This window comes from Calidithermus chliarophilus DSM 9957, assembly GCF_000430045.1.
GTDB classification, from domain to species: domain Bacteria; phylum Deinococcota; class Deinococci; order Deinococcales; family Thermaceae; genus Calidithermus; species Calidithermus chliarophilus.
Genome location: NZ_KE387028.1, coordinates 63,593 through 82,806, shown reverse-complemented (window position 1 = coordinate 82,806; position 19,214 = coordinate 63,593). Strand labels below are relative to the sequence as shown.

Here is a 19,214-nt window from a genome sequence, read left to right as displayed (position 1 = left end):
GGCGCCGGCCGGCGCCGGCCGGCAGCTCCTCGCCCGGGCGCAGGTGGCGGGTGGGCACGCGGGACGTGCGCAGCGCGAGGGACACGAAGCTCCGCAGTGCCTCGAGCATGCGGTTGCGCTCGTACTGGGTGAATTTCCGCTCCGCGAGCGCCTCGAGCACGTCGGTGGGCACGCCGTGGGTCAGCTCCAGGCGCAGCGCGAGCTGCCGGGCGTACTCGAGGTCGGCCGGGGTGCTGCCCTCGTAGGGGCAGACCAGGCACACCAGCTCGTCGTCGCGGGTGATGGCGACGTAGCTGGGTTGGCCCTGAGGGTCGTCGTAAACGGTGTCCTGGAACTGAATACGGGAAACGTGGTAGGTCATGGGGCCTCCTGATTCCGTGTCCGTTCCAGCTTACCTCAGCACCCCTCAGCGGGCAACGGGTTCGGCCTCCCGGACCAGCTCCAGGCGGTAGCCGGGGTCGGGGTGCTCCTCGACGTGGAGGGCGATCTCCAGCAGCTCCCCCTCCATCACCCGCTCCTCCCCGCGCCACAGCACCGCCGGGCGGGCGTCCATCTCCAGGAAGGCCAGCAGGTCGGGCGGCTCGGCGCGGGGAAGGGCGTAGGCCGCGACGGCCGCGATCCCTCGCCCGCAGATCGCCTCGGCCTCCTCGGCCTTGAGGCTGTGGACCAGTTCCCGGACCAAGTTTTCGTCGGCGGCTTCCAGGACTTTCTTCCATAGGCTGGGCATGCTGGACATAGCCTGTATTATGCCACCCACGGAAAGAGCCCCCGGTCATTTGACCGGGGGCTGCTCCAGGCTGTGGCTATGCCCTACAGGCTCAACAGCGCCGCCGCGGCGCGGGTGGCGCCGCGGCCGTGGAAGCCGAGGGCGGGGTCGTAGTCGAGCTGCTCGAGCTGCACCTCGGCGAGGAAGGGCGAGGGGCTTTGGGCGCCCTTGGGGCTCTTGAGCGAGCACGACAGGAACAGCCGCTCCTTGGCGCGCGTCACCGCCACGTAGAACAGCCGGCGCTCCTCCTCTAGGGCCTCGAGGTCGTCCTGGGCCTTGCGCAGGGGGAAGACCCCCTGGTTGAAGCCGAAGAGGAAGACCACGCTGAACTCCATGCCCTTCGAGGCGTGCACGGTCATGAGCCGCACCCCGCGGCCTTCGGGGGCGCTCTCGACGGCCTCCAGCGACAGCGCGCTCAGCAGGTCGCCCAGCGGCGCGTCGGGGTTCTTCTCCCGCCAGCGCTGGACCTGCTCCAGCAGGGCTTCGACGTTGCGCTCGCGGCTGAGGAGGGCCTCCGCCGACCCGTCGGCCTCGCGCGCCAGGAAGGCGGCGAAACCGATGCCCTCCAGCAGCTCCTCCAGCACCTCCCGCGGGGGGGCGGTGTGGATGTAGGGAGCGTGGCAGCGCAGGGCCGAGGCCAGGTGGCGGGCGTCCTGCCGGGCCTGCTCGGTGCGCAGGCCCTTGAGGCAGGCGGGGTCGCAGAAGGCCTCCAGCGGGCCGAGCCCGCGGACCCTGCCCTCCTCGAGCACCTTGCTCACCCCCGCCGCGCCCGCGCCCTCGACGAGCTCCTCGACCAAAAAGCCCACGTTGAGCGGATCCGGCTGCAGCAGGGCCTTGAGGGCAGTGAGGACCAGCTGGACCTCGCGCCGCTCGTAGAAGGAGCTGGTGGCCACGAGCTGGTAGGGGATCTTGCGCTCCCGCAGCGCCCGCTCGACCTCGAGGGAGAGGAAGTTGGCCCGCATCAGCACGGCCATCTCCTCGTAGGGCACGCCCTGCTCGTGGCTGAAGGCCACGGCGTCGGCCACGAAGCGCGCCTCCTCCTCGCGGGTCTGGGCCTTGACCAGCAGCGGCGGCTCGCCGGCCTCGCGCACCGGGAGCTGCTCCTCGGGCTTGCGCTCGCGGTTGCCCCGGATCACCTGGTTGGCCAGCCGGACCACGTGGGCCTGCGAGCGGTAGTTGGCGTACAGCCCGTAGACCCTGGCCGTGGGGTAGAGCTGCCGGAAGCGCAGGATGGTGCGGAAATCGGCCCCGCGCCACCCGTAGATGGACTGGTCGGGGTCGCCCACGACCATCAGGTTGGGGCTGGCCCCGGGGGCGATGGCCCGCACCAGCTCCAGCTGCACCGCGTTGGTGTCCTGGAACTCGTCGACCATCAGCTGCACGCAGCGCCGCCGCGCCATGGCCGCCGCGGAGTGGCTCAGCTTGAACAGCCTCACCCCCTGCAGCAGCAGGTCGTCGTAGTCCAGCACGCCCAGCTCCTTCTTGGCGTCGGCGTAGGCCCACCGGAAGTTGACGATCTTCTCGGTGAGGTCGGCGTACATCGTCGCCAGCTGCACGTCGTCCCAGCCGCTGTTGGCCGCCCGGCTCACCGCGCCCAGCGCGGCGCGGGCCGTGAAGCCGTCGGGCTTGCGCTTGGGGAAGAGGGCCTCGATGAGGCGCTCGGCCAGCCGCTGCTGCTCGGTAGCGTCCAGCACCCGCACCTGCGTCACGCCGACCTCGCTGCCGTAGACCTGCAGCGCCTGCAGGCAGAAGCGGTGGAAGGTGCCGACCCACACCGCCTCGGCCAGGGGGGCCTCCAGCAGGCGCGCGATGCGCTCCTTCATCTCCCCGGCGGCCTTGTTGGTGAAGGTCACCAGGGTGATGCCGTAGGGGTCTACCCCCGCCTCGACGAGGTGCTTGACCCGGTGGGTGAGGGTGCGGGTCTTGCCCGCCCCCGCGCCGGCGAAGACCAGGGCCGGTCCCTCGAGGTGCCGCATGGCCTGCTCTTGTTGGTTCATGCCTTTACCTCCTATCAAGAGCAAGTATAGCAACAATAACCGCCCCCGCGGGGCGGTCGGTGGGGGTTGTGGTCCTGGAGCTCCCCCGGCAGCGCCTCGGCCGGGGATGCCGAAAGCACCGGATGGAATAGATATACTAATCCCTGATAGGAGGCAGACATGACGAGACAACCGAGACAACAGGTACACCCCGAGGAGCCCCCGGAGGTGGTGCGCGAGCGCTTCACCGCCCTGACGCTGCAATTCCTGCGGCAGAGCCGCCGGAAGGGGCGGCAGGTGAAGCGGCTGTTCGTGCTCCGGCAGGCCCCCGAGGGGCTGGCGGGCCGTGGGGTGGCGGTGGGGGCCAACCTCGAGGCCCTCTCCCGGCTCTACAGCCGGCAGGAGGTGGTGCTGGTGGGCTTCGACTCCTCCGCCCTGCGCAGGCGCTGGGCGCACAGCCCGGTGCGCGCGGTGGAGGCGCTTCCCCCGGCCCAGCCCGGCGACCGCTGGGTCTACTACGACCCCGCCGCCCTGGAGGGCGCGGGCGCCTGGCGGCTGCTGGACCCCTTGGTGTACGGGCCTCCCGTCGCCGGGGACGGCGCGCGGGGCGAGGGTTCCCGGATGGCCGTGCGGGAGGCGGGGAGGGCGTGATGCACGTCGTCGTCCCCCCTGACCCCCACGTCACCGCGCCCGCCGCGGCGCGGGAGGTGCTCGAGGCGGCGGTGTGGGAGCTGTTCCCCGTGGGCGGCCCCCGCGAGGCCTTCGAGCGGCTGCTCCCCCGGGCCGAGCCCTTCGAGCGGGCCCTGGCCGACTGCACCGCCGGGCTCTGGTTGGTCCAGCGCGCGGGGGAGGGCCGCCGTGGGCGGCTCCCGACGAGGCTGGCCGGCGCCCGCACCCCGTGCCGGGCCTACCTCGGCTGGGCCTGGACCCCCGAAGGCTTCCGGGCGGCGGTGGCGCTGGGCGGTCGGCCGGGCGAGGCCGCCGACCGCCAGATCTTCCACCTGCGCGGGGTGCCCCACGAGACCAGCGGGCCACTGCGCGGCGCGCTGCGTGAGCTGGGCCTGAAGGGGGGCTGGGGCGCAGTGCGCGCGGGGCCCCAGGCCTACCACGCCGTCCTCCGCCGCTGGTTCGAGCGGCGCGGGCAGTGGTGGGTGGAGGCCGACAGCCCGATCCCCCCCGGGCGCCTGGAGCGCCTGCTGGCCTTGCCGCTGCACGGGGAGCTGGTGGTTCAGGGGGACAGCCTGAGCTTCACCGCCCTGCCGGGCCAGCGCCTCATCTACAGCCAGCCGCCCCGGCGGGCCAGCCTTTTCGAGGCGGCCCCGCCGGGCTTCGAGGAGGCCTACGACCGGCTGGTCGCCGGGCTGCTGGCGGGGGTCTAGGTCTAGCCGGGCCGCGGACACAGGCACAGCACGCGAAAAGGGGCCCACCGGGCCCCTTCAGTCTTTTAGGGGTCGTGGGGGGGTCAGTTGGTCAGCCGGGACCCGCCCTGCGCCTTGGCCGCGTCCTCGTGGGCGAGGTACTCCTCCAGCGCCTGCACGATCCAGCGGTTGCGCGAGACGCCGGCGGCCTTGGAGGCCTGGTCCATCTCCTTGACGAGGTCCTTGTCCAGCATGACGAAGGTGGCCTTCCAGGGCCGGTGCCCGGGGGCGGTCAGGCCGAACTGGCGCGCGAAGCGGGCGACCTCGCCCCAGGGGTAGCCCCACTCCTGGGCCAGCCGGCGTGCCGAGCCCAGGCGCCGCAGTTCACCCGCCAGCCACTCCTTGTTCCAGTACAGCGGCAGGCCCTGGGCCTGCAGGGCCTCGAGCTCCCAGTGCGGGCGGGTCGGGAAGACCTTCCGCCCCAAGCGGATGAGGTTGTACTTATCCTTGCTGTTCATCCTGTGCCTCCTGCGCTTCTTGTGCTTCGCGAGTAGGGTTCTGGTCCTGTTTCTGGGTCTGGCTCATTTTCCACCGGGCCGCCTTCTCCACCAGGCCGATCTTCGAGCGCGGGTCCTGGGCCAGCCGCTCGGAAAGCTCCCCTGGCAGCCGCAGGTGCACCCCCTGCAGCTTCTCCCGCCGCTCCAGCCGCAGCTCCTCCACCGCGCGGCGCAGCTCGGGGTGGCGGAAGACGTAGGACTGCAGCGTGAGCGGCTTGTAGCCGTGCTGGCGCGCGACCTCCTCGACCGAGCGCAGCTGTCGCAGCTGCTCGAGCAGCCAGCCGTGGTTCCAGTACAGCGGCAGGTTCTGCTCGCGCAGCTCCTCCACCGTCCAGTCCTGCTTGTGGCGGCGCAGCGAGGCCAGGCGGGCGCGCTCCGGCGTCCCCTTGCCCGGACCCGGAGGGGAGGGCAGGAGCAGGTCGGCGACCTGGGCTTTGACCTCGGGGTGGCGCGCGAGGTAGTCGATCACCGTGGCCGGCTTGAAGCCGTGCATCTGGCAGAGCACCCTGATGCTGCGATGCTTTTTGAGCTCGCGGCGCAACCAGGCGGGGTCATGGTACAGGTACTTCCTCGGCATCCTCCCTATTCCTTTTCCTTTTCCCTATCAACGTTCACTGTAGCATCATATGCCTTCGGGCATGAAGGAACCTTAAGGCTTCGCTCAGGTGGCCCGAGGGACGCGGGCCGTACCCTGGCTGGCCCCCTATCCGGGAAAAACGAACCACCGCCCTTGTTCAGGGCGGCGATTCGTGATAGGAGGTCCACCTTTCGGTGGTACGGCTCACGACCTCCCGTGAGCTAGCTGGAGGCTAGCACAGGCACGGGGAAATCGTCAAGCTGGTGCACGGGCCTCCCGCCGCGCGGGGACTCGCCGCCGCCTCCGGCGGCATGCTCGTCTGCGGTAGGCGGCGGCGTCCCGACAGGGGATCGTCCTTCGCCCTTGCCCCTTCCCGAGCTTGGTGATATATATAAGAAGCATAGGAGATAGGAGGTCGCCATGTCCGTGATCCTCAACCGCTACCAGGGCGCCGTGCGGGTGCAGTTCTCCGGCGGGGAGGGCCCCCGCGAGGGCGTGCTGCTGCTGGGCTCGCTCAAGGCCTACCACGGCTACGAGCGCCAGGCGCAGCAGGTCTTCCGGCGCACCGGGGCCGACTACCTGGTGTGGAGCCTGCACGAGCCGCTGCTCCTCGAGCCGCCCCCCGGGCTGCTGCACGACCTGCGGCGGCGCGGGTCCAGCGACCAGATCTACGCCGCCGACCTGGCCAGCCTGCAGGGGGCGCGGCTGCACTGGGCCCAGCCCCTGCTGCTGTACGCCGGGCGCTGGGACGGGCTGGTGGTACGAGGGGTGCTGGAGGGGGTGAGCTTCGTCAGTGACCCCCTCAGCCTCCCCGGCGCGCTGGCCAGCGCGCCGGCGGTGTAGGTCGCGATGCCGGCGGGCGAGGTCCACGAGCGAGCCAACCTGCTGTTCGGCGAGGGCGCTGCCTTGGCGGGCAGCGCCCTCGGCCTGGACTGGCGCGAGCCGCTGTGGCTGGGGGCGGCGCTGGGCTACGCGCTGGGGACTTTCTGGGTCACCCCCGACCTCGACAACTTCCCCCGCTACCCGGTCCTCGCCGCCCGGCGCTGGGGGCCGCTGAAGCTGGTGTGGCTGCCCTACGGGCTGCTCTTCCGCCACCGCGGCCTGGCCCACCACTGGGTGCTGGGGCCCCTCAGCCGCCTGCTGTACCTGAGCCCGCTGCTGCTGCCGCTGCGCGGGTGGCTGGAGGGCCTCGAGCCCGCCCTGCTGTGGGGGTCCCTGGCGGGGTACTACGCCTCGCAGTGGCTCCACCTGGCCCTTGACGGCATCCCCCTGCGGCGCCTGTAGTGGGCACCGGGCCCGCCGGCGCCGGGGCGTGGTGTGGCCCGGGGGCGGCGGTTTTGCGCACTATACTGGCTCCAGGGATGTTCACCGCGCTCGACGCCCGCCGCCAGCCCCCGGCCGAGGTCAACCTGCTCTTCGCCCACCTGCAGCGAGGGGGGGACGCGGCCCACAAGGAGGAGCTGCGCGCGGGCGAGTACGTGTGCAAGCACTGCGGCCGGCCCCTGCGCCCGCGCTTCCCCCTGCGGCGGCGCTGGCACTTCTACCACGTGCAGGGGGCCTCGGCGTGCCCCTACGGGGCGGGGGAGAGCGAGGAGCACCGGTGGCTGAAGTACCAGCTGGGTGCGCTTCGACGAGCGCCAGCCCCCCAGACCGCCGCCCCCGCTGCCCCCGGCGCCGCACCGCACAGCGCGGCAGGACTCCGCGGGCGTGCCCTACGGGCTGCTGATGTTCCTGCGCTCGGGCGAGGGGCTCGGGCTGCACTACCGGGCCGACGGCTTCTTCTGGATCGACAACTGGGGCAATGAGACCCCGTCGCAGGCCGCCCGGCCGGAGGAGGTGGCCCGGCACATGCGCGAGCTGCGGGCCAGGGGCGACGCCGAGGTCACCGAGAAGGGCGCGCGCTTCCTGCGCCAGTATGGCGGGAGGGCCGGGGGCGACCGGCCCGGCGGGCCCCGCGGCCGTCACTGAGGGAGAGGCCCTCTTCGGGCTGGGGTGAACGTGAACCAGGCCCCGCAGCCGCGCGCAGCGCCCGTGCCCTCCCCACCGGGCGGAGGGGGCTTCCGCCCCCCGGGTGAGGCGGTCGACCGCCTCGAGGCGCGCCGGCTTGGCCAGGTAGGCGGCCGCGCCCTCCAGGTCGCTGGGCATGCTCTCGGCCTCGTCCTTGGAGCTGAGCACTAGCACGTGACATGCAGGAGGGTTGGGTTTATGCGACGACTCTGGTCAGCAAGATAAGCCCCAATCCCGAGCCTCCGGAGGTCAGCCGCGGTGCGGGTTGCGCTTTTGGTCTCTTCCCCGAAGGTCGGCAAGCATAGCGGCGCGGTACTCGATGCCGAGCTCCGCGCAGATCTGCTGCGCTTTCCGCGGGTCTACATGATAGAGGTAGAAGTGGGTGAGGGTGAGCCGCATCAGCAGGGTGTAGGCGAGGAGCTTGCTGCGGGTCAGCTTCTTGAGCTCCCTCACCCGGTGGATGTCCACCTGGTCGAGCGCCCAAGTGCGGATACAGTAGTCGATCAGATGATAAGACACCGGTGCGTCCTCCAGCAGGCTGTTGAAAACCAGCTCCAAGTTTTGGGCGCCCACGGCGTTGGTGAGCCGCTGGAGAAAAGCCTGGGCTAGCGCCGTACAGAGGTTGAAGATGAAATGCCGGGCCCGCTCCTCGAGCTCGCGCTTCTCGAGGCTTTTCCAGGTGGGCAGCCGCTCTAAGAACAACTCACCCACGAACTGCACGGCCTCCTCGAGGTTGTTTTCGATAAGGGTGTAGAGGAGGCCCAGCCCCCGCATGGTCAGGTCGTAGCACTCGCGCATCGCCCGGACCTTGGTCTCACCGTCGATGCTGCCGGCGTAGCTGCGCAGCATCTGACCCATGACGTCCACCGTCTTCGACACCCTGTTCAGGGTGATGAAGTTGCGCAGGGTTTCGTCGATCTCATCCACGGAGTGGTCGTAGCGCTCGGGGTCGGGTTGGGCCAGGGTCTCGGCGGTCGTCCGAGCTTCCTGGTCGCCCTCTGCCCGGGCGTCGTGGAGCTTGAGCTTCTCGGTGTGGTTGGCCTCAGGGTCACCGTCCCGGAACACCAGCTGAGGTACCCGATCCGTCAGGCGGGCCACGAACTCCGTGCTCCGGTCGAAGTCGCAGGCTTGTTGAGTTCCGAGAAGGCTCCGTGCATTCTCGAGGACCGCCCGCATGATTCGGGGATCCTTAGACAGATGACCCAGCAGCACAAGGATGTTGGCGTTGTTCTCAAGGTGCAGGTTCTCCACCAGCCCTGCCACCACCTCGCGGCCCTTGTCCGGGTCTGTTTTGAGCAAGGAGTCGACGTGGGCGGCGGTGAAGTAGTGGAACTGATAGTTGTACAAAAACTCAACGCCTGAGGCGATGTTGCGGAGGAAACCGCGAGACTGCAGGGCGTCGATCAGCCGCTGCGGGTCAACCTTGATCAGCTTGGACCTGCTGTACTCGGCGACCAGTGCCTCGAAGGCCGGCCGGGAGATCGTGCGCTGCCCGCTGTCGTACAGCCGGTAGGCGAGCTCCTCCAGCACCGCCCCGAAAGTGCCCAGCTCAATCCTCGTCACCTCGCTCATCAGGGCCAGTTGTTGTTTGACGTACAGCTCGCAGAAAGCGCTGTAGGAGGCCGAGGTGATATCGTGCCCCAGGCTGGTCTCGATCTGCTGCAGGATGATCAGCACGGCGAAGGGGTACGGGGTGATCAGCTGGGCGCCGAGCATGTTGTTCACGAACTGCTCCACCTGCAGACACTTCCGACGGAGGGCTGCCACGTCACTGGTATAGGCGTCGGAGGTGGCGTACCAGCGCCGGATGAGCTGTGAGCGGAGGGAGTAACCGAACGGCTGGATCTCGCAGCGCTTGAACTCCAGCAAAGGCTTCAGGCTCCGGGCGATGACGAACTCGTCAACAGCGAGTTCGTCCCCGCTGAACAGCACGATATAATCGCCTAGCTTCGTCAATTGCTCCACCAGCGCTTCCTTCTGCCGGTAGTCGAGAACCTCCGAGTGGAAGTTATCCACGATGAAGGCCCGCTTCTCCTCCGGTAGCTGGCGGTAGGCCTCGGTGCCCTTGTCGTACTGCTCTTCGAATATCTTCTCGACGGCTTTCCACACTTTATACAGGCTGCAGGTCCTTGAGGCGACTCACGTCCAGCCGAACGGGGACCATCCCGGCTTCGTACAGCTCCACCTGCAGGCGCTTGCTCAGGGTGGTCTTGCCGGACTTCTCTGGTCCGTAGAGCATGACCTTGCGGTGTTCGCGAATGAAGTCGAGGAATTGCCCCGACCGGACCCGGGTGGCCTCCGGCTTGCCCAGCTTCGGGTCGATGCGTCTGGCCTGGTCCCGGGGCGATGACACCGTCAGTTCGGGGTAGAGGAAGAGGTCGCTGAGAGAGAATTGCCGCCGGGCGGTACTGAAGCGGAAGTCACTGTGGTCGAGCTCCTCGGCGTAGCCCTGCTGGAACTGGAACTCCCTACGCTGCCGCAAGGAATTCCAGGGGATGCTGGACCAAGCGTCCTCACAGGAGGTGGAGTAGCGCTCCCCGTTCCAGGTCAGGGTCACCGTCTTGTGCTGGTTGTTAAGCAGGTCGAGGACGATCACGTGGAACCAGCTCTGGGCAGGGTCATCATTGTCCTGTAGCACCCCGCCCTCGATGTAGTGCTGGGTTGACCCGTCCCGGTTGCTCACGTCCCGCACCCCGGGGACGTGCTCATGGCCGGTCAGGGCAAAATCGGAGGTGCGCTCAATGAGGTTACGAAAGTCGCGGGCATTGTTCGGCTCGAGCCAACCGTACGGGTGGTGGAAGACGCTGACCACCAGTCCGTCACGCTGGTCAGGAGGCGTCAGCCGCGTGACCGGCATGAAGAGTTCTCCCGGCTTTTCGCTCAAGGTGGACAGCCACGCGGTGTTATAGGCGTTCACGTAAAGCCTGCCGCCTGCGACCGGGATCTCTACGGTTTGGAACAGGCGCTCCAAGCCTTGAGGGCATGCGCCCTTAGCGAAAGTTGAACGAAACTCGAAGAAAGCGCTCTGCACATTGGTCGCGATGTCCACGACCGAGGCATCGGCGTCCCCACAATTGAGGCTTGCATCCCGAAGCAAACCGCGGGCCTTAGAGTCGAAAGCGAAGTCGCAGTCGTGGTTGCCTGGAATTAGGATGACCTCGACGGGGTTGTCGGTCTCTGACTCAAGACGTTGCCGGAGGCCTGCCAAAAAATCCGACGCCAGCCGGTACTCCTCCGGCTTGCCGCTGAAGGCTACGTCGCCGGTCACCAGCAGCACGCACTGCCGTGCCCGCCCGGGCTCAATCCCCCGGATGGCATCCACGATCCGGGCAGCCCGATCTAGAACGGGGTTCGGTTTTGAGTGATGGAGATGGATGTCGCTCAGCTGGATGATGAACGCGAGTGGGGATTCAAGGTGTTGAGGTAACACGAACCATTCTACGGTAGGCGGTTGTCACCACGGGTTCGACACCCCTTGAGGCAGGCTTTTATCACAATCCTTGAATCAACCTCAACAGAGCTTGAGGGCTGGCTGAGAACCTCCTGACCGAGCACAACACCGGCTGCTTCTTGAGATGCAAGAGGCTCTGGATTACGCTCCGTAGGCACATCAGCCCTACCGCCCTCTTCCGGCTCCGCGAAGCATTCTCCCCGAACACCACATCCCGCTTGTGGTGCAAGCGGTTCTCGACCTCCCTTGGGGGTCAGTACCCCTTTTAGAGAGAAGGGGTTCTGCCGGGATCAGGAGTGTACGCCCGCACCACCCGGCGCAAGCCGTTGAACACGTCCCTCAGGGCGTATCCCCTCTGCGGCGCGTCCTCGCGCATCAGGGTCAGGTAGGGGGCCACGAACCCCCACTCCCCGTCGCTCACGTCGCTCGGGTACCGCTTCCGGCTCATCCCCCCGGCTTAGCCCTAAAGTCCATAACACCCTCTAGAACTTCACCATGAAGGCAGTAAGGTACATGACCGCGACCCCGGCCACGAAGCCGCCGAGGTTGACCCAGTTGAGGGTGGGAAGCTCGAGCCGGGCGCTGTCTTTGGCCACCAGCCTGCCCACCTCCCACACCACCTGCAGGATGGCTCCGACCCCGACGGCCAGGAAGAGCGTGGCCAGCACCGGGTTGAAGGCGAAGCCCCCGATCCAGGTGCCCAGGATGGCCGGCCCCCCCGCCAGCAGGGCCAGCAGCGCGAAGTGCTTGAGGCCGGGGTTCTGCCGCACTATGGGAGCCACGATCCCCACCCCTTCGGTGATGTTGTGCAGGGTGAAGCCCAGCACCAGGAAGGTGCCCAGTGCCGCTTCCCCGGCAGAGAAGGCCGCGCCAATCGCCAGGCCCTCACCCAGGTTGTGCAGGCCGATGCCCAGCGCGATCTGGTAGGCCAGGCTCAGGGGGCTGCGCTCGCCGGAAGCGCCCGGTCGGTGGCTTCCGGTGGCCACGAGCACGCCCAGGGCGATCAGGGCCACCAGGATCACCGCCGGAATCCCCTGCCAGAAGGCGGGCAGCTCGGCGGCGAACTCCTGCGCGTCGAGCCAGGTGCCCACCGCCAGGTAGACCAAGAGCCCCACCGTGAGGGAGAGGACGAAGCTCATGGCCCGCCTGCCCAGGCGGCGCATCCAGGGGTACCACAGCATCCCCAGCACCACCGGCACGACGCCCACGTACAGGCCCACCAGGCCAAAGCGCCAGAACAGGCCGGCGTCGAGGCTTGGAGTCTGCACCGCCGCCGGAATCTCCCCCTCGAAAGTGGTGCCCAGGCGGGTGATCAGGGTGACGGCGTGGGCCTCCTCCGCGACCCAGGGGTAGGGGATGGTGAAGGTGGCCCGCCCCAGCCGGGGAATGGTCGTGGAGGGTTCGGCGCTGAATTCCCAGTAGGCCTCGTCCACCAGCACTTGGGGGATGGTGACCGCTTGCGGGCCGTCGTTGACGACCTCCACCTTGATCACGCCGGGCTCGGGCAGGGTGATGCGCTGGATGGTGACCTTCTCGAGCGGAGGCCCGGCCAGTTCCCGCAACCCGCCGCCCGTCGTCACCAGGTAGGCCAGCACCAGGCCCAGCAGCAACAGCGGCACCAGCGCCAGCGCCCAGCCAAAGCCTCCCTTGCTCGCGGGTGTGGTGTTGCGCTCGACGTTCACGCCTGCTCACCCCCTTTCCAGGGCACGGTGCTGCCCTGGAGGCTCTTCTGGTCCCAGGCCGCATCGAGCCCCACGCTCTGCAGGGCCTCGGCGAAGTCTTCGGGCCTGACCACGTTGAAGTGCCCCATCCAGCCCAGTTCGGTGAACTCCGAGACATGGGGGTGGAACATGTACATCCCGGGGAACTTGTAGCGGAACTCGACGATCCCCCGCTGTCCCTGCACCTGGGAGATGGTGTCCACCCGGCGCAGGGTGGGCTCGAGCGTGGTGCCGTGGTCGTAGTAGTCGAACATGTTGGCGTGCAGGTGGAAGGTGTTGATGAGGTCGAACTCGAGCACGTTGATCAGGTAAATCCGCACCAGCTCGCCCAGCTTCAGCGGGATGGCCCGCCGGGCGTACTCGAAGGCCACGCTATTGACCGCGTAGACCTCGTTGCCGCCGTCGAAGTTGGTATCGAAGGCGTTCATCACCATCACGAACTCGCGCGCGGGCGGGCGACCTCCCTTGGGATCGACGACGAAGGCCCCGTACATGCCCTTGTGGATGTGGCGCTTGAGCGAGAGGGAGTGACAGTGATAGAGGTGGCAGCCGAAGGGCTCGGCGGTGAACTCGTAGGTGAAGCTCTGGCCCGGCTGGACCAGGCCGCCGTTGCCGGGCAGCGGCGTGCCGTCCATCTCGGCGGGGTGGATGCCGTGGAAGTGGATGGTGTGGGGGTGGCTCGAGCTGTTGGTGAAGCGCACCCGGATGCGATCGCCCTCGGTGCAGCGGATGGTAGGGCCCGGCACGCGCCCGTTGTAGGTCCAGGCCGGGAAAAACACCCCAGGGGCGATCTCGATCTCCTTCTCCTGGGCCACGAACTCGTACTCGCGCAGGGTCTGGCCGCTGGGCAGCGTGCTCACTTTGCCGTAGTCCCAGTCCACCAAAAGCCGCAGAGGGTCGAAGCCGTTGGCCTGGTGATCGACCGCCCCCACGGTCAGGTTGTTGCCGTGGCCCATCTGCTTGGGGTCGGCGGCGCCCATGTAGTGACCGCTGTGGCCACCGACTTCGCCCTGGGGGGCCGGTTTCGACCCCTGGCCAAGACCCAAGGCCGCCGCGCCGGCCACGCTGGCAACCCCGCCCAGGCTGCGAAGCACCTGGCGGCGGGAGAACAGTTTGGGAAGAAAGCTCCTCATATGTACCTCTCGTTGCTTATTGCCGATAGCTCATATCGGCTATTAGCTATGAGCTATCGGCGAGTCGTCCACCTTCCTCAGCTACCCATAGCGCCTGAGCCAGGCTGATGGGCAGCAGAAAGCGTTCTTTACCGATCTGGACCCGCACTCCCTGCTCGAGGCGCTCGAGCACTTCCACCCTGGCCCCAGGCCGCAGGTGCAGGTGCGCGAAGAGGTTCAGGCTGTCCTGGTCCTGCGTGGCCACGCGGGTCACCACCCCCCATTCACCGCCCCCGAGGGCAGTCAGTCGCCTGGAGGGCTGGGAATCGGGCAGCTCGAGGTGGACGGTGGGGATGGGATCGCCGTGAGGGTCGTGCGAGGGATGGCCCAGCCACTCGGCAATGCGGGCCTCGAAGGCCTCGGAAATGTGGTGCTCGAGCCGCTCGGCCTCGGCGTGCACCTCCTCCCAGCCGTAGCCCAGGGCCTGGTGCAGGTAGGTTTCCAGCAGCCGGTGGTGGCGCAGCACCTCCAGCGCTACCTTGTACCCCGCCTCCGTGAGCCGCACGCCCTTGCCCAGCAGCAGGACCTGCTGGAGGGAGTCCTGCCGGGCCTCGGAGAGGTCATATTTAGGCGGGGCTAAACTATTCACGCCAATAGTTTAGCCCCGCCTTAAGATGAGTGTCAAGGTTGGAAAAGTATTCAGACGGCCGGGTCAGGTGGTTCTGGGGCTGTGCCCTTCCTTCCCCGCGTTCAGCCCTTCAGCACCCAGCGCAGGTCCTGCAACACCCGGTCGGTCTGCCGGGCCTTGCCGTAGCCGTAGATCAGCCGCAGTCGGCCCCGGGGGTCGACCAGGAAGACGCTGGCGGTGTGGTCGACGCTGTACTCCCGGGCCGACTTGATCTGCGACTTCTGGTAGAAAACCCCGTAGCCCTTGGCCACCTCGGCCACTTGGTTGGGGGTCCCGGTGAGCCCGAGGAAGCGGGGGTCGAAGAAGGTCACGTATTTCTCCAGCACCGCCGGGGTGTCGCGTTCGGGGTCGGCGGTGATCATCAGCACCTGCACCCGCCCCTGCTCGGCAGGGGTGAGGGCCTGGTACACCTTGCTCAGCTCGGCCAGGGTGGTGGGGCAGACGTCGGGGCAGTTGACGAAGCCGAAGAAGATCAGCACCGCCTTGCCGCGGAAGCTCTTTAGGGTGTACGCCTTGCCGTCGGAGCCGGTCAGGCGGAAGTCGGCAGCGGGCCGGGGATCGAGCAGCGGGGTGCCGTAAGGCTTGTAGGCCCCCATGCGGGGCAGGGCGAAGATTAGCAGGGCCGCCAAGCCCACCGCCCCGGTCAGCAGGCCGACGGCCTGAAGTGGCCGCCTCAGGGGTTGGGCTCGGGTTCGGCCATGGTCTGGGCCTTGGATAGGGTCGGACATGTTCACCTCGCCTGCACGGTCGGTTCCAGAGTCTGGCTCAGGCCCCCCGCGAAGCGCAGGGTGAGCGGGATCTTCTGGCCCTCCTTGAGGGGGGCTTTGAGCCCCACCAGCATCAGGTGATCGCCGCCGGGTTTGAGCACCAGGCGGCCCTTGGGGGGGATCTCGAGGTGCTCCACCGGGCGCATCCCTTTGACCTCCTGCCCGCCCCGGACCTCGCTCACCCCCCGCATCGGCATCACCATCGCGGCCGCCGGGGTGCTCCCCCCGACAAGCCGCAGAGGCTTTGTGCCCAGGTTCTCCAGGGTCATGTAGGCCGCGGTGTCCTTGAGGGTCGGGGGCACCAACCGGACGTAGGGGTCCTGCACTCGGACCACGGGGGCCTGGGCCAGGGTGAGCCCCAGCGCCAGCAGCGCAGCGTGTATGAGGGTTCGTGGCATCGACATTCGTGCTCTCCTTTGATCTCGTAGTCCTCGGTCTGTGACGCTCTCCTCCGGGTGTCCCGGTTTCCCAGAGCGTGTTATGAACTTTTAGAAAAGTCTCGTGCTGAACCCGGCTTCTGGCCTCTTCCGACCTAGCCCGAGGCACGTTGTAACCCCGTCTTGGACAGCGGCTACACCAAAGTGCCTAACACGCTCTAGGGCCGGTAGGTGAAGGACGAAGAAGCCCTCGCTAGGGTGGGTGTCCACTGACAGGACGCGCCATATCACCATGTAGGCCCCGGGCTTGAGGCCGGGCTTCAGGCCGATGACCGCCGCCCGAGTGGTGCGCGGGGGGGTTTTGGGGCCGAGGTCGGCCCGCGGGGTCTCGTCCCCTTTCAGCCTGAGCACCCGGCCGACCAAGGCCTTGGTCCGGGTGCGTAGCCGGGCTGGGTCGTGCAGGGGGTAGACCTTGAGGGTGGAGAACCTGAGCTCGACCGGCTCGTTAAAGGTGAGCCGAACTTCGGTGGGCCTGACCTTTAGGCGCTCGTTCGCCTCGAGGGTTGAGATCACCCCGTCGGCGTGAGCTCGGGCCAGCGGTGCGAGGACGGTCGCTAGGGCCATTAAAGCTAGCAGAGCTGGCCGGAATTTGCTTGTCAAACAGACCTCCCACGAGCGTTCGGGTAGGGTTTTTGCGCGGGGTCAGGGTTGGATCTTCGCCCGGAGTCGGGCGAGCGGCAAGGGCTGAGGGCCCCGGGCCTCGGCGGGCGGGGCCCTCGCTGCTGCCGCCCGCGTTGGGGCTGGTAGGACCGGGCAGTAGCCCCGCGGGGGGACCTCCAGACGTGCCGCCCGCGGCGCCGCCGGTTCGGGCCGAGCGGGAGCTCCCAGCAGCGGAAAGGCGCACAGCCAGCAGCGCTCGCCGTCGCCGTGCGTTTCGTCGTCGGGGCCGCCGGAGGGCTGGCCGCCGCACAGCTGCGCGGGGAGTCGGTTGTGTTGAGTGAGCTGCTCGAGGGTCAGGGCGGCGGAGGTTCCGCCCGCCGCCCTGACCCCGGGCACGGCCTCGAGCGCGAGGTGCAGACACGTCAAAGCCAGCATCCAGACCCACAGGGCCCGGCGGGGGGCGGTGGTCTGCGGCGCGGTCATGGCCTGTTCACTCTTCCGTTCACCCTATGGGGATCTCCCCGGGACGATCGTCCTGCCCCTTGACTCAAGGTAGCAGAAAGATGAACAATGGTTCAAGTATGACGGCTCCCGGTCCCCGACCCGCGCCCCAGTGGGCGCTGGCGCTGCTGGCCCTGCCCTTCTTCCTCCAGCTGCTGGGCTTCGGCGGGGCACTGGGCGGGGGGTTGTGCGGCGCGCTGTTCCGCGGGCGGGATCTGCCGCTGGACCAGCAGCCCGCCGGTTTCTGGTACGCGCTGCTGTTCATGGGGCTGCTCTCCTTCCAGCTCCTGTACGCGGTGTTCACCGGCCTGCTGCTGCTGCTGGACGCCGCCGACCGCCCCGGTGCCGGGGCCCCGCCCGCGCGCAGCTACCGGGGCGGGGCTTGGCTGGCGCTGCTGCTGGTGATCGCCTTCCTGTTGACCCGCACGGTGGGCCTGCCGGTGCCCAGCGCCCAGGGGGTGATATGGGGGGAGGCGGCCGGGGCCAACCCGCTCGGCCTGGTGATGGTGGGGATGACCCTAGCAGGGGGGTTGTGGCTGTGGCGGATCGGCCGATGGCGCGGAGAGGGCTGAGGCCCGGCCCCGCTCGAGGCACTCTTCAGCGGCCGCAGGGCGGGACGGATAAACCGCGGGGTCTCGGGCCGGGGCGGGGGCTGCTGGTCCTGGCCCTGACGGCGCTCCTTGTGCTGTTGCCGCGAGCCGGAGCCGGGCATCCGAGCCCCGGGTATGGGCACCTCCCCGCGCTGCAGGCCGGGCCACAGCTCCCGTCGGATCCAGGTTGTGCCTGGGGTCACCAGCAGTGCCCGGCCGGGCACTGCTGGGCCGCCGAGGCAGGTGGGGCGGGGCTATTCGCGCCCTGCTTCCCTCGGCCCTTTGCTGGACCGGCACTGCGGCGCCAGCAGCTCGCCCTCGCGGTGCCCCGACCGCCGCCGCGGGCCTGACCCGGCGCGCCTGTGGCAGGCTGAAACCTTCCCGACCCGGGGCCTGGGGGTGAACCCCCGGCCTTTCCCTACGAACAAGGGGCTGCCTGCGCCCTCAACCCCGCCGCGTCCAGAAATCCCGCTGCCGGGCCGCGCTCGAGCGACCGGCAGCGCCCTGGCCATCAAGGAGGCCCTCACCATGTCCAAGAACCCCAGCAACCGGTTCGCCCCCAAGGCGGCTACACGCAAACGGCCAAGAGGAAACCGCACGCCCAGCCCGAGAGCTCCGAGACAGGACCCGCCCAAGACCTCCCCGCCCCGGCGGGTCGCCGGGCGCTGGGTGGTGGCCGCCCTCGCCGCCATCGGCCTGGCCTACGGGGGCTGGCTGGGGTGGCACGCGCGGCAGGCAGAGGCCGGCTTCGAGGCCCTGGTGGCGCAGGGAGCGGCGGCGCTGGGACGGGTGGAGATCGGCGCCGACGCCGGACGGGCCCACTCGAGCCTCGGCCAGGACCTGCGCTACGTCAGCAGCCCGCCGACCTCGGGGACCCACTGGCCCGACTGGGTGGACGCGGGCTTCTACACCGCCCCCCAGCCGGAGGAGAAGCTGGTGCACTCCCTCGAGCACGGCAATGTGGTGGTCTACTATGACCGGCCGGGCGAGGGCGCGCTGCAGGCCCTCCAGGGCTGGGCGGCCCGCTTCCGCGGGGCCTGGGACGGGCTGGTGGTGACCCCCGTAGCGGGCCTGGGGCCGGGTGTGATCCTCACGGCCTGGAACAAGACCCTGCGGCTGGAGCGCTGGGACCCCTCAGCCGCCGCCGCTTTCGTGGACACCTACCGGGGCCGGGGGCCGGAGAACCCGGTGCGATGAGCCGCGTGCGCCCCTACTTGGGCCTGGGGCTGCTGGCGGGGTTGGGGCTGAGCCTGCCGCCGGTGCTCCCGCTCGAGGCGGCCGAGGTGGTGGGGCCGGTGGTCGAGGCGCGGGCGACGCGGGAGAGTCTCCCGGTCCTTGTCGCGGTCACTGGTGCCTTCGGGGCCCTTGCCGTAGAAGATGAAGACAAAGTTGTTAGCGCCTCCCAGGCCTCGATGATGTTCAGGCTCCCTGGATCTCCGGGTGCAGGGACTCAAGCTGGAGGTAGTCGCACAAGAACGCGCTCTTCCGCACTGCCCAGGTTTGGTCTGGGCGCGGTAGGTGGGGTGGAGCCCTGCCCGCACCCCTCCCTCGAGGGTGTGTAGGAGAGCTGCGAGGGCGATCAGGGCGCTGGGGGTGTGAGCCCGGGGCACGCCGTTCGCGTTGTGCTACCTTATTGATATGGCCGTCTCAACACCCACCGTCCCTGATCCGGCAGTCTGCGAGGTCAAGGTCGTCCACGCCGAGGCCGTGGCCCGGGCCCGTCAGGGGATGCCCGCCCCAGGGGCCATCGCCGGAGCCTCCGAGCTGCTTAAGGCCGTCGCCGACCCCACCCGCATGCGCATCCTCTCGGCGCTGTGGTCGGTCGAGGAGTTGTGCGTGTGCGACATCGCGGCGGTGGTAGGCATGAGCGAGTCGGCAGTGTCGCATCAGTTGCGTTTCCTGCGCTCCATCAACCTAGTAACCTTCCGCAAGGAGGGGCGGCAAGCCTTCTACCGCCTCGCAGACGCCCACGTTACCTCGATCCTACGTTGCGCCCTCGAGCACGCCGCCGAGTAGGGCGTAGCACCGACCTGGCCAAGGACACCGGAGGGCCGCCACTCGGCGGCCCTCGTGTTCTCCTTCCGCGTCTATTGTTGAACAGTTGCT

General features: G+C 68.7%; 22 protein-coding genes and 1 pseudogene. 8 read left to right on the top strand and 15 right to left on the bottom strand.

Features of this window, described 5'->3' with window-relative positions; all coding sequences use genetic code 11:
* The 3 genes from MEICH_RS26490 to MEICH_RS0121860 all read right to left on the bottom strand — a co-directional run.
* The coding region (locus tag MEICH_RS26490; protein ID WP_036219992.1) for a hypothetical protein at nucleotides 1-361 on the bottom strand (361 nt) is incomplete at its 3' end.
* Nucleotides 362-406: 45 nt separating this feature from the next.
* Nucleotides 407-736, bottom strand: coding sequence for a hypothetical protein (locus MEICH_RS0121865; protein WP_027894381.1), 330 nt, complete (start codon nucleotides 734-736; stop codon nucleotides 407-409).
* A gap of 74 nt (nucleotides 737-810) precedes the next feature.
* Complete coding sequence (locus tag MEICH_RS0121860) at nucleotides 811-2,763, bottom strand: ATP-dependent helicase (protein WP_027894380.1); 1,953 nt, start codon at nucleotides 2,761-2,763, stop codon at nucleotides 811-813.
* 159 nt (nucleotides 2,764-2,922) lie between these two features.
* Between MEICH_RS0121860 and MEICH_RS0121855 the strand changes: the two genes are divergently transcribed.
* A complete protein-coding gene (locus tag MEICH_RS0121855) occupies nucleotides 2,923-3,393 on the top strand; it encodes a hypothetical protein (RefSeq protein ID WP_157202970.1) in 471 nt (156 codons plus the stop codon).
* Nucleotides 3,393-4,121, top strand: a complete 729-nt coding sequence (locus MEICH_RS0121850) for a hypothetical protein (protein ID WP_036219991.1) — start codon at nucleotides 3,393-3,395, stop codon at nucleotides 4,119-4,121. Before MEICH_RS0121855 ends, MEICH_RS0121850 begins: the two co-directional genes overlap by 1 nt.
* 83 nt (nucleotides 4,122-4,204) lie before the next feature.
* Here the strand turns inward: MEICH_RS0121850 and MEICH_RS0121845 are convergent, their stop codons facing one another.
* Both MEICH_RS0121845 and MEICH_RS0121840 read right to left on the bottom strand, forming a co-directional pair.
* Nucleotides 4,205-4,618, bottom strand: coding sequence for a ribbon-helix-helix domain-containing protein (locus tag MEICH_RS0121845; RefSeq protein ID WP_027894377.1), 414 nt, complete (start codon nucleotides 4,616-4,618; stop codon nucleotides 4,205-4,207).
* A complete protein-coding gene (locus tag MEICH_RS0121840) occupies nucleotides 4,602-5,234 on the bottom strand; it encodes a hypothetical protein (protein ID WP_157202969.1) in 633 nt (210 codons plus the stop codon). Before MEICH_RS0121840 ends, MEICH_RS0121845 begins: the two co-directional genes overlap by 17 nt.
* Before the next feature lie 420 nt (nucleotides 5,235-5,654).
* Between MEICH_RS0121840 and MEICH_RS0121835 the strand changes: the two genes are divergently transcribed.
* The 3 genes from MEICH_RS0121835 to MEICH_RS0121825 all read left to right on the top strand — a co-directional run bounded on the left by MEICH_RS0121835 (nucleotide 5,655) and on the right by MEICH_RS0121825 (nucleotide 7,202).
* Nucleotides 5,655-6,077, top strand: a complete 423-nt coding sequence (locus tag MEICH_RS0121835; RefSeq protein WP_027894375.1) for a hypothetical protein — start codon at nucleotides 5,655-5,657, stop codon at nucleotides 6,075-6,077.
* Between the two features lie 6 nt (nucleotides 6,078-6,083).
* Nucleotides 6,084-6,518 carry a DUF2227 family putative metal-binding protein gene (locus tag MEICH_RS0121830; protein ID WP_027894374.1) on the top strand — a complete coding sequence of 145 codons (435 nt, stop codon included), beginning with the start codon at nucleotides 6,084-6,086 and terminating at the stop codon, nucleotides 6,516-6,518.
* Nucleotides 6,519-6,854: 336 nt separating this feature from the next.
* Nucleotides 6,855-7,202 (top strand): hypothetical protein, encoded by a 348-nt coding sequence (locus tag MEICH_RS0121825; protein WP_169730727.1) that lies wholly within the window; start codon nucleotides 6,855-6,857, stop codon nucleotides 7,200-7,202.
* A 288-nt stretch (nucleotides 7,203-7,490) separates the two neighbouring features.
* Here the strand turns inward: MEICH_RS0121825 and MEICH_RS0121820 are convergent, their stop codons facing one another.
* The 9 genes and pseudogenes from MEICH_RS0121820 to MEICH_RS26475 form a co-directional block, all read right to left on the bottom strand.
* The gene (locus tag MEICH_RS0121820; RefSeq protein WP_027894372.1) at nucleotides 7,491-9,350 is read right to left on the bottom strand and encodes an STAND family AAA ATPase; all 1,860 of its coding nucleotides are present in this window, start codon (nucleotides 9,348-9,350) and stop codon (nucleotides 7,491-7,493) included.
* A 1-nt stretch (nucleotide 9,351) separates the two neighbouring features.
* Entirely contained in the window at nucleotides 9,352-10,671 is a 1,320-nt protein-coding gene (locus MEICH_RS27515) for a metallophosphoesterase family protein (RefSeq protein WP_051304430.1), read from the bottom strand.
* Nucleotides 10,672-10,984: 313 nt separating this feature from the next.
* Nucleotides 10,985-11,140 (bottom strand): annotated as a pseudogene (locus tag MEICH_RS0121810) (transposase); the annotation flags it as partial.
* 34 nt (nucleotides 11,141-11,174) lie between these two features.
* The gene (locus tag MEICH_RS0121805) at nucleotides 11,175-12,374 is read right to left on the bottom strand and encodes a ZIP family metal transporter (protein WP_051304429.1); all 1,200 of its coding nucleotides are present in this window, start codon (nucleotides 12,372-12,374) and stop codon (nucleotides 11,175-11,177) included.
* Nucleotides 12,371-13,546, bottom strand: a complete 1,176-nt coding sequence (locus MEICH_RS26480) for a multicopper oxidase domain-containing protein (RefSeq protein ID WP_036219990.1) — start codon at nucleotides 13,544-13,546, stop codon at nucleotides 12,371-12,373. The genes MEICH_RS0121805 and MEICH_RS26480 overlap by 4 nt, the downstream gene beginning before the upstream one ends.
* Nucleotides 13,547-13,592: 46 nt before the next feature.
* Nucleotides 13,593-14,174, bottom strand: coding sequence for a metal-dependent transcriptional regulator (locus MEICH_RS0121795; protein WP_036219989.1), 582 nt, complete (start codon nucleotides 14,172-14,174; stop codon nucleotides 13,593-13,595).
* A gap of 101 nt (nucleotides 14,175-14,275) precedes the next feature.
* Nucleotides 14,276-14,848: an SCO family protein gene (locus tag MEICH_RS0121790; RefSeq protein ID WP_420804474.1), complete on the bottom strand. Its 573-nt coding sequence runs from the start codon at nucleotides 14,846-14,848 to the stop codon at nucleotides 14,276-14,278.
* 95 nt (nucleotides 14,849-14,943) lie between these two features.
* The gene (locus MEICH_RS0121785) at nucleotides 14,944-15,384 is read right to left on the bottom strand and encodes a copper chaperone PCu(A)C (protein ID WP_245587742.1); all 441 of its coding nucleotides are present in this window, start codon (nucleotides 15,382-15,384) and stop codon (nucleotides 14,944-14,946) included.
* Nucleotides 15,385-15,468: 84 nt separating this feature from the next.
* A complete protein-coding gene (locus MEICH_RS26475) occupies nucleotides 15,469-16,017 on the bottom strand; it encodes a copper resistance CopC family protein (RefSeq protein ID WP_147372549.1) in 549 nt (182 codons plus the stop codon).
* Nucleotides 16,018-16,598: 581 nt separating this feature from the next.
* Here MEICH_RS26475 and MEICH_RS0121770 point away from each other — a divergent pair.
* Both MEICH_RS0121770 and MEICH_RS27510 read left to right on the top strand, forming a co-directional pair.
* A complete protein-coding gene (locus MEICH_RS0121770) occupies nucleotides 16,599-17,090 on the top strand; it encodes a hypothetical protein (protein WP_051304426.1) in 492 nt (163 codons plus the stop codon).
* 546 nt (nucleotides 17,091-17,636) lie between these two features.
* Nucleotides 17,637-18,305, top strand: coding sequence for a DUF3105 domain-containing protein (locus MEICH_RS27510; protein ID WP_051304425.1), 669 nt, complete (start codon nucleotides 17,637-17,639; stop codon nucleotides 18,303-18,305).
* A 13-nt stretch (nucleotides 18,306-18,318) separates the two neighbouring features.
* On the opposite strand, the gene MEICH_RS29035 is transcribed toward MEICH_RS27510, so the two are convergent.
* A complete protein-coding gene (locus MEICH_RS29035; protein WP_157202968.1) occupies nucleotides 18,319-18,456 on the bottom strand; it encodes a hypothetical protein in 138 nt (45 codons plus the stop codon).
* 290 nt (nucleotides 18,457-18,746) lie between these two features.
* Here MEICH_RS29035 and MEICH_RS0121755 point away from each other — a divergent pair, with 290 nt between their 5' ends.
* Nucleotides 18,747-19,124, top strand: a complete 378-nt coding sequence (locus tag MEICH_RS0121755) for an ArsR/SmtB family transcription factor (protein ID WP_036219988.1) — start codon at nucleotides 18,747-18,749, stop codon at nucleotides 19,122-19,124.
* Nucleotides 19,125-19,214: the final 90 nt, after the last annotated feature.

Coding starts and splice junctions, on each gene's coding strand:
- MEICH_RS0121865 (WP_027894381.1), bottom strand. CDS start 736: ATGTCCAGCATGCCCAGCCTATGGAAGAAAGTCCTGGAAGCCGCCGAC.
- MEICH_RS0121860 (WP_027894380.1), bottom strand. CDS start 2,763: ATGAACCAACAAGAGCAGGCCATGCGGCACCTCGAGGGACCGGCCCTG.
- MEICH_RS0121855 (WP_157202970.1), top strand. CDS start 2,923: ATGACGAGACAACCGAGACAACAGGTACACCCCGAGGAGCCCCCGGAG.
- MEICH_RS0121850 (WP_036219991.1), top strand. CDS start 3,393: ATGCACGTCGTCGTCCCCCCTGACCCCCACGTCACCGCGCCCGCCGCG.
- MEICH_RS0121845 (WP_027894377.1), bottom strand. CDS start 4,618: ATGAACAGCAAGGATAAGTACAACCTCATCCGCTTGGGGCGGAAGGTC.
- MEICH_RS0121840 (WP_157202969.1), bottom strand. CDS start 5,234: ATGCCGAGGAAGTACCTGTACCATGACCCCGCCTGGTTGCGCCGCGAG.
- MEICH_RS0121835 (WP_027894375.1), top strand. CDS start 5,655: ATGTCCGTGATCCTCAACCGCTACCAGGGCGCCGTGCGGGTGCAGTTC.
- MEICH_RS0121830 (WP_027894374.1), top strand. CDS start 6,084: ATGCCGGCGGGCGAGGTCCACGAGCGAGCCAACCTGCTGTTCGGCGAG.
- MEICH_RS26480 (WP_036219990.1), bottom strand. CDS start 13,546: ATGAGGAGCTTTCTTCCCAAACTGTTCTCCCGCCGCCAGGTGCTTCGC.
- MEICH_RS0121785 (WP_245587742.1), bottom strand. CDS start 15,384: ATGTCGATGCCACGAACCCTCATACACGCTGCGCTGCTGGCGCTGGGG.
- MEICH_RS0121770 (WP_051304426.1), top strand. CDS start 16,599: ATGACGGCTCCCGGTCCCCGACCCGCGCCCCAGTGGGCGCTGGCGCTG.
- MEICH_RS27510 (WP_051304425.1), top strand. CDS start 17,637: ATGTCCAAGAACCCCAGCAACCGGTTCGCCCCCAAGGCGGCTACACGC.
- MEICH_RS0121755 (WP_036219988.1), top strand. CDS start 18,747: ATGGCCGTCTCAACACCCACCGTCCCTGATCCGGCAGTCTGCGAGGTC.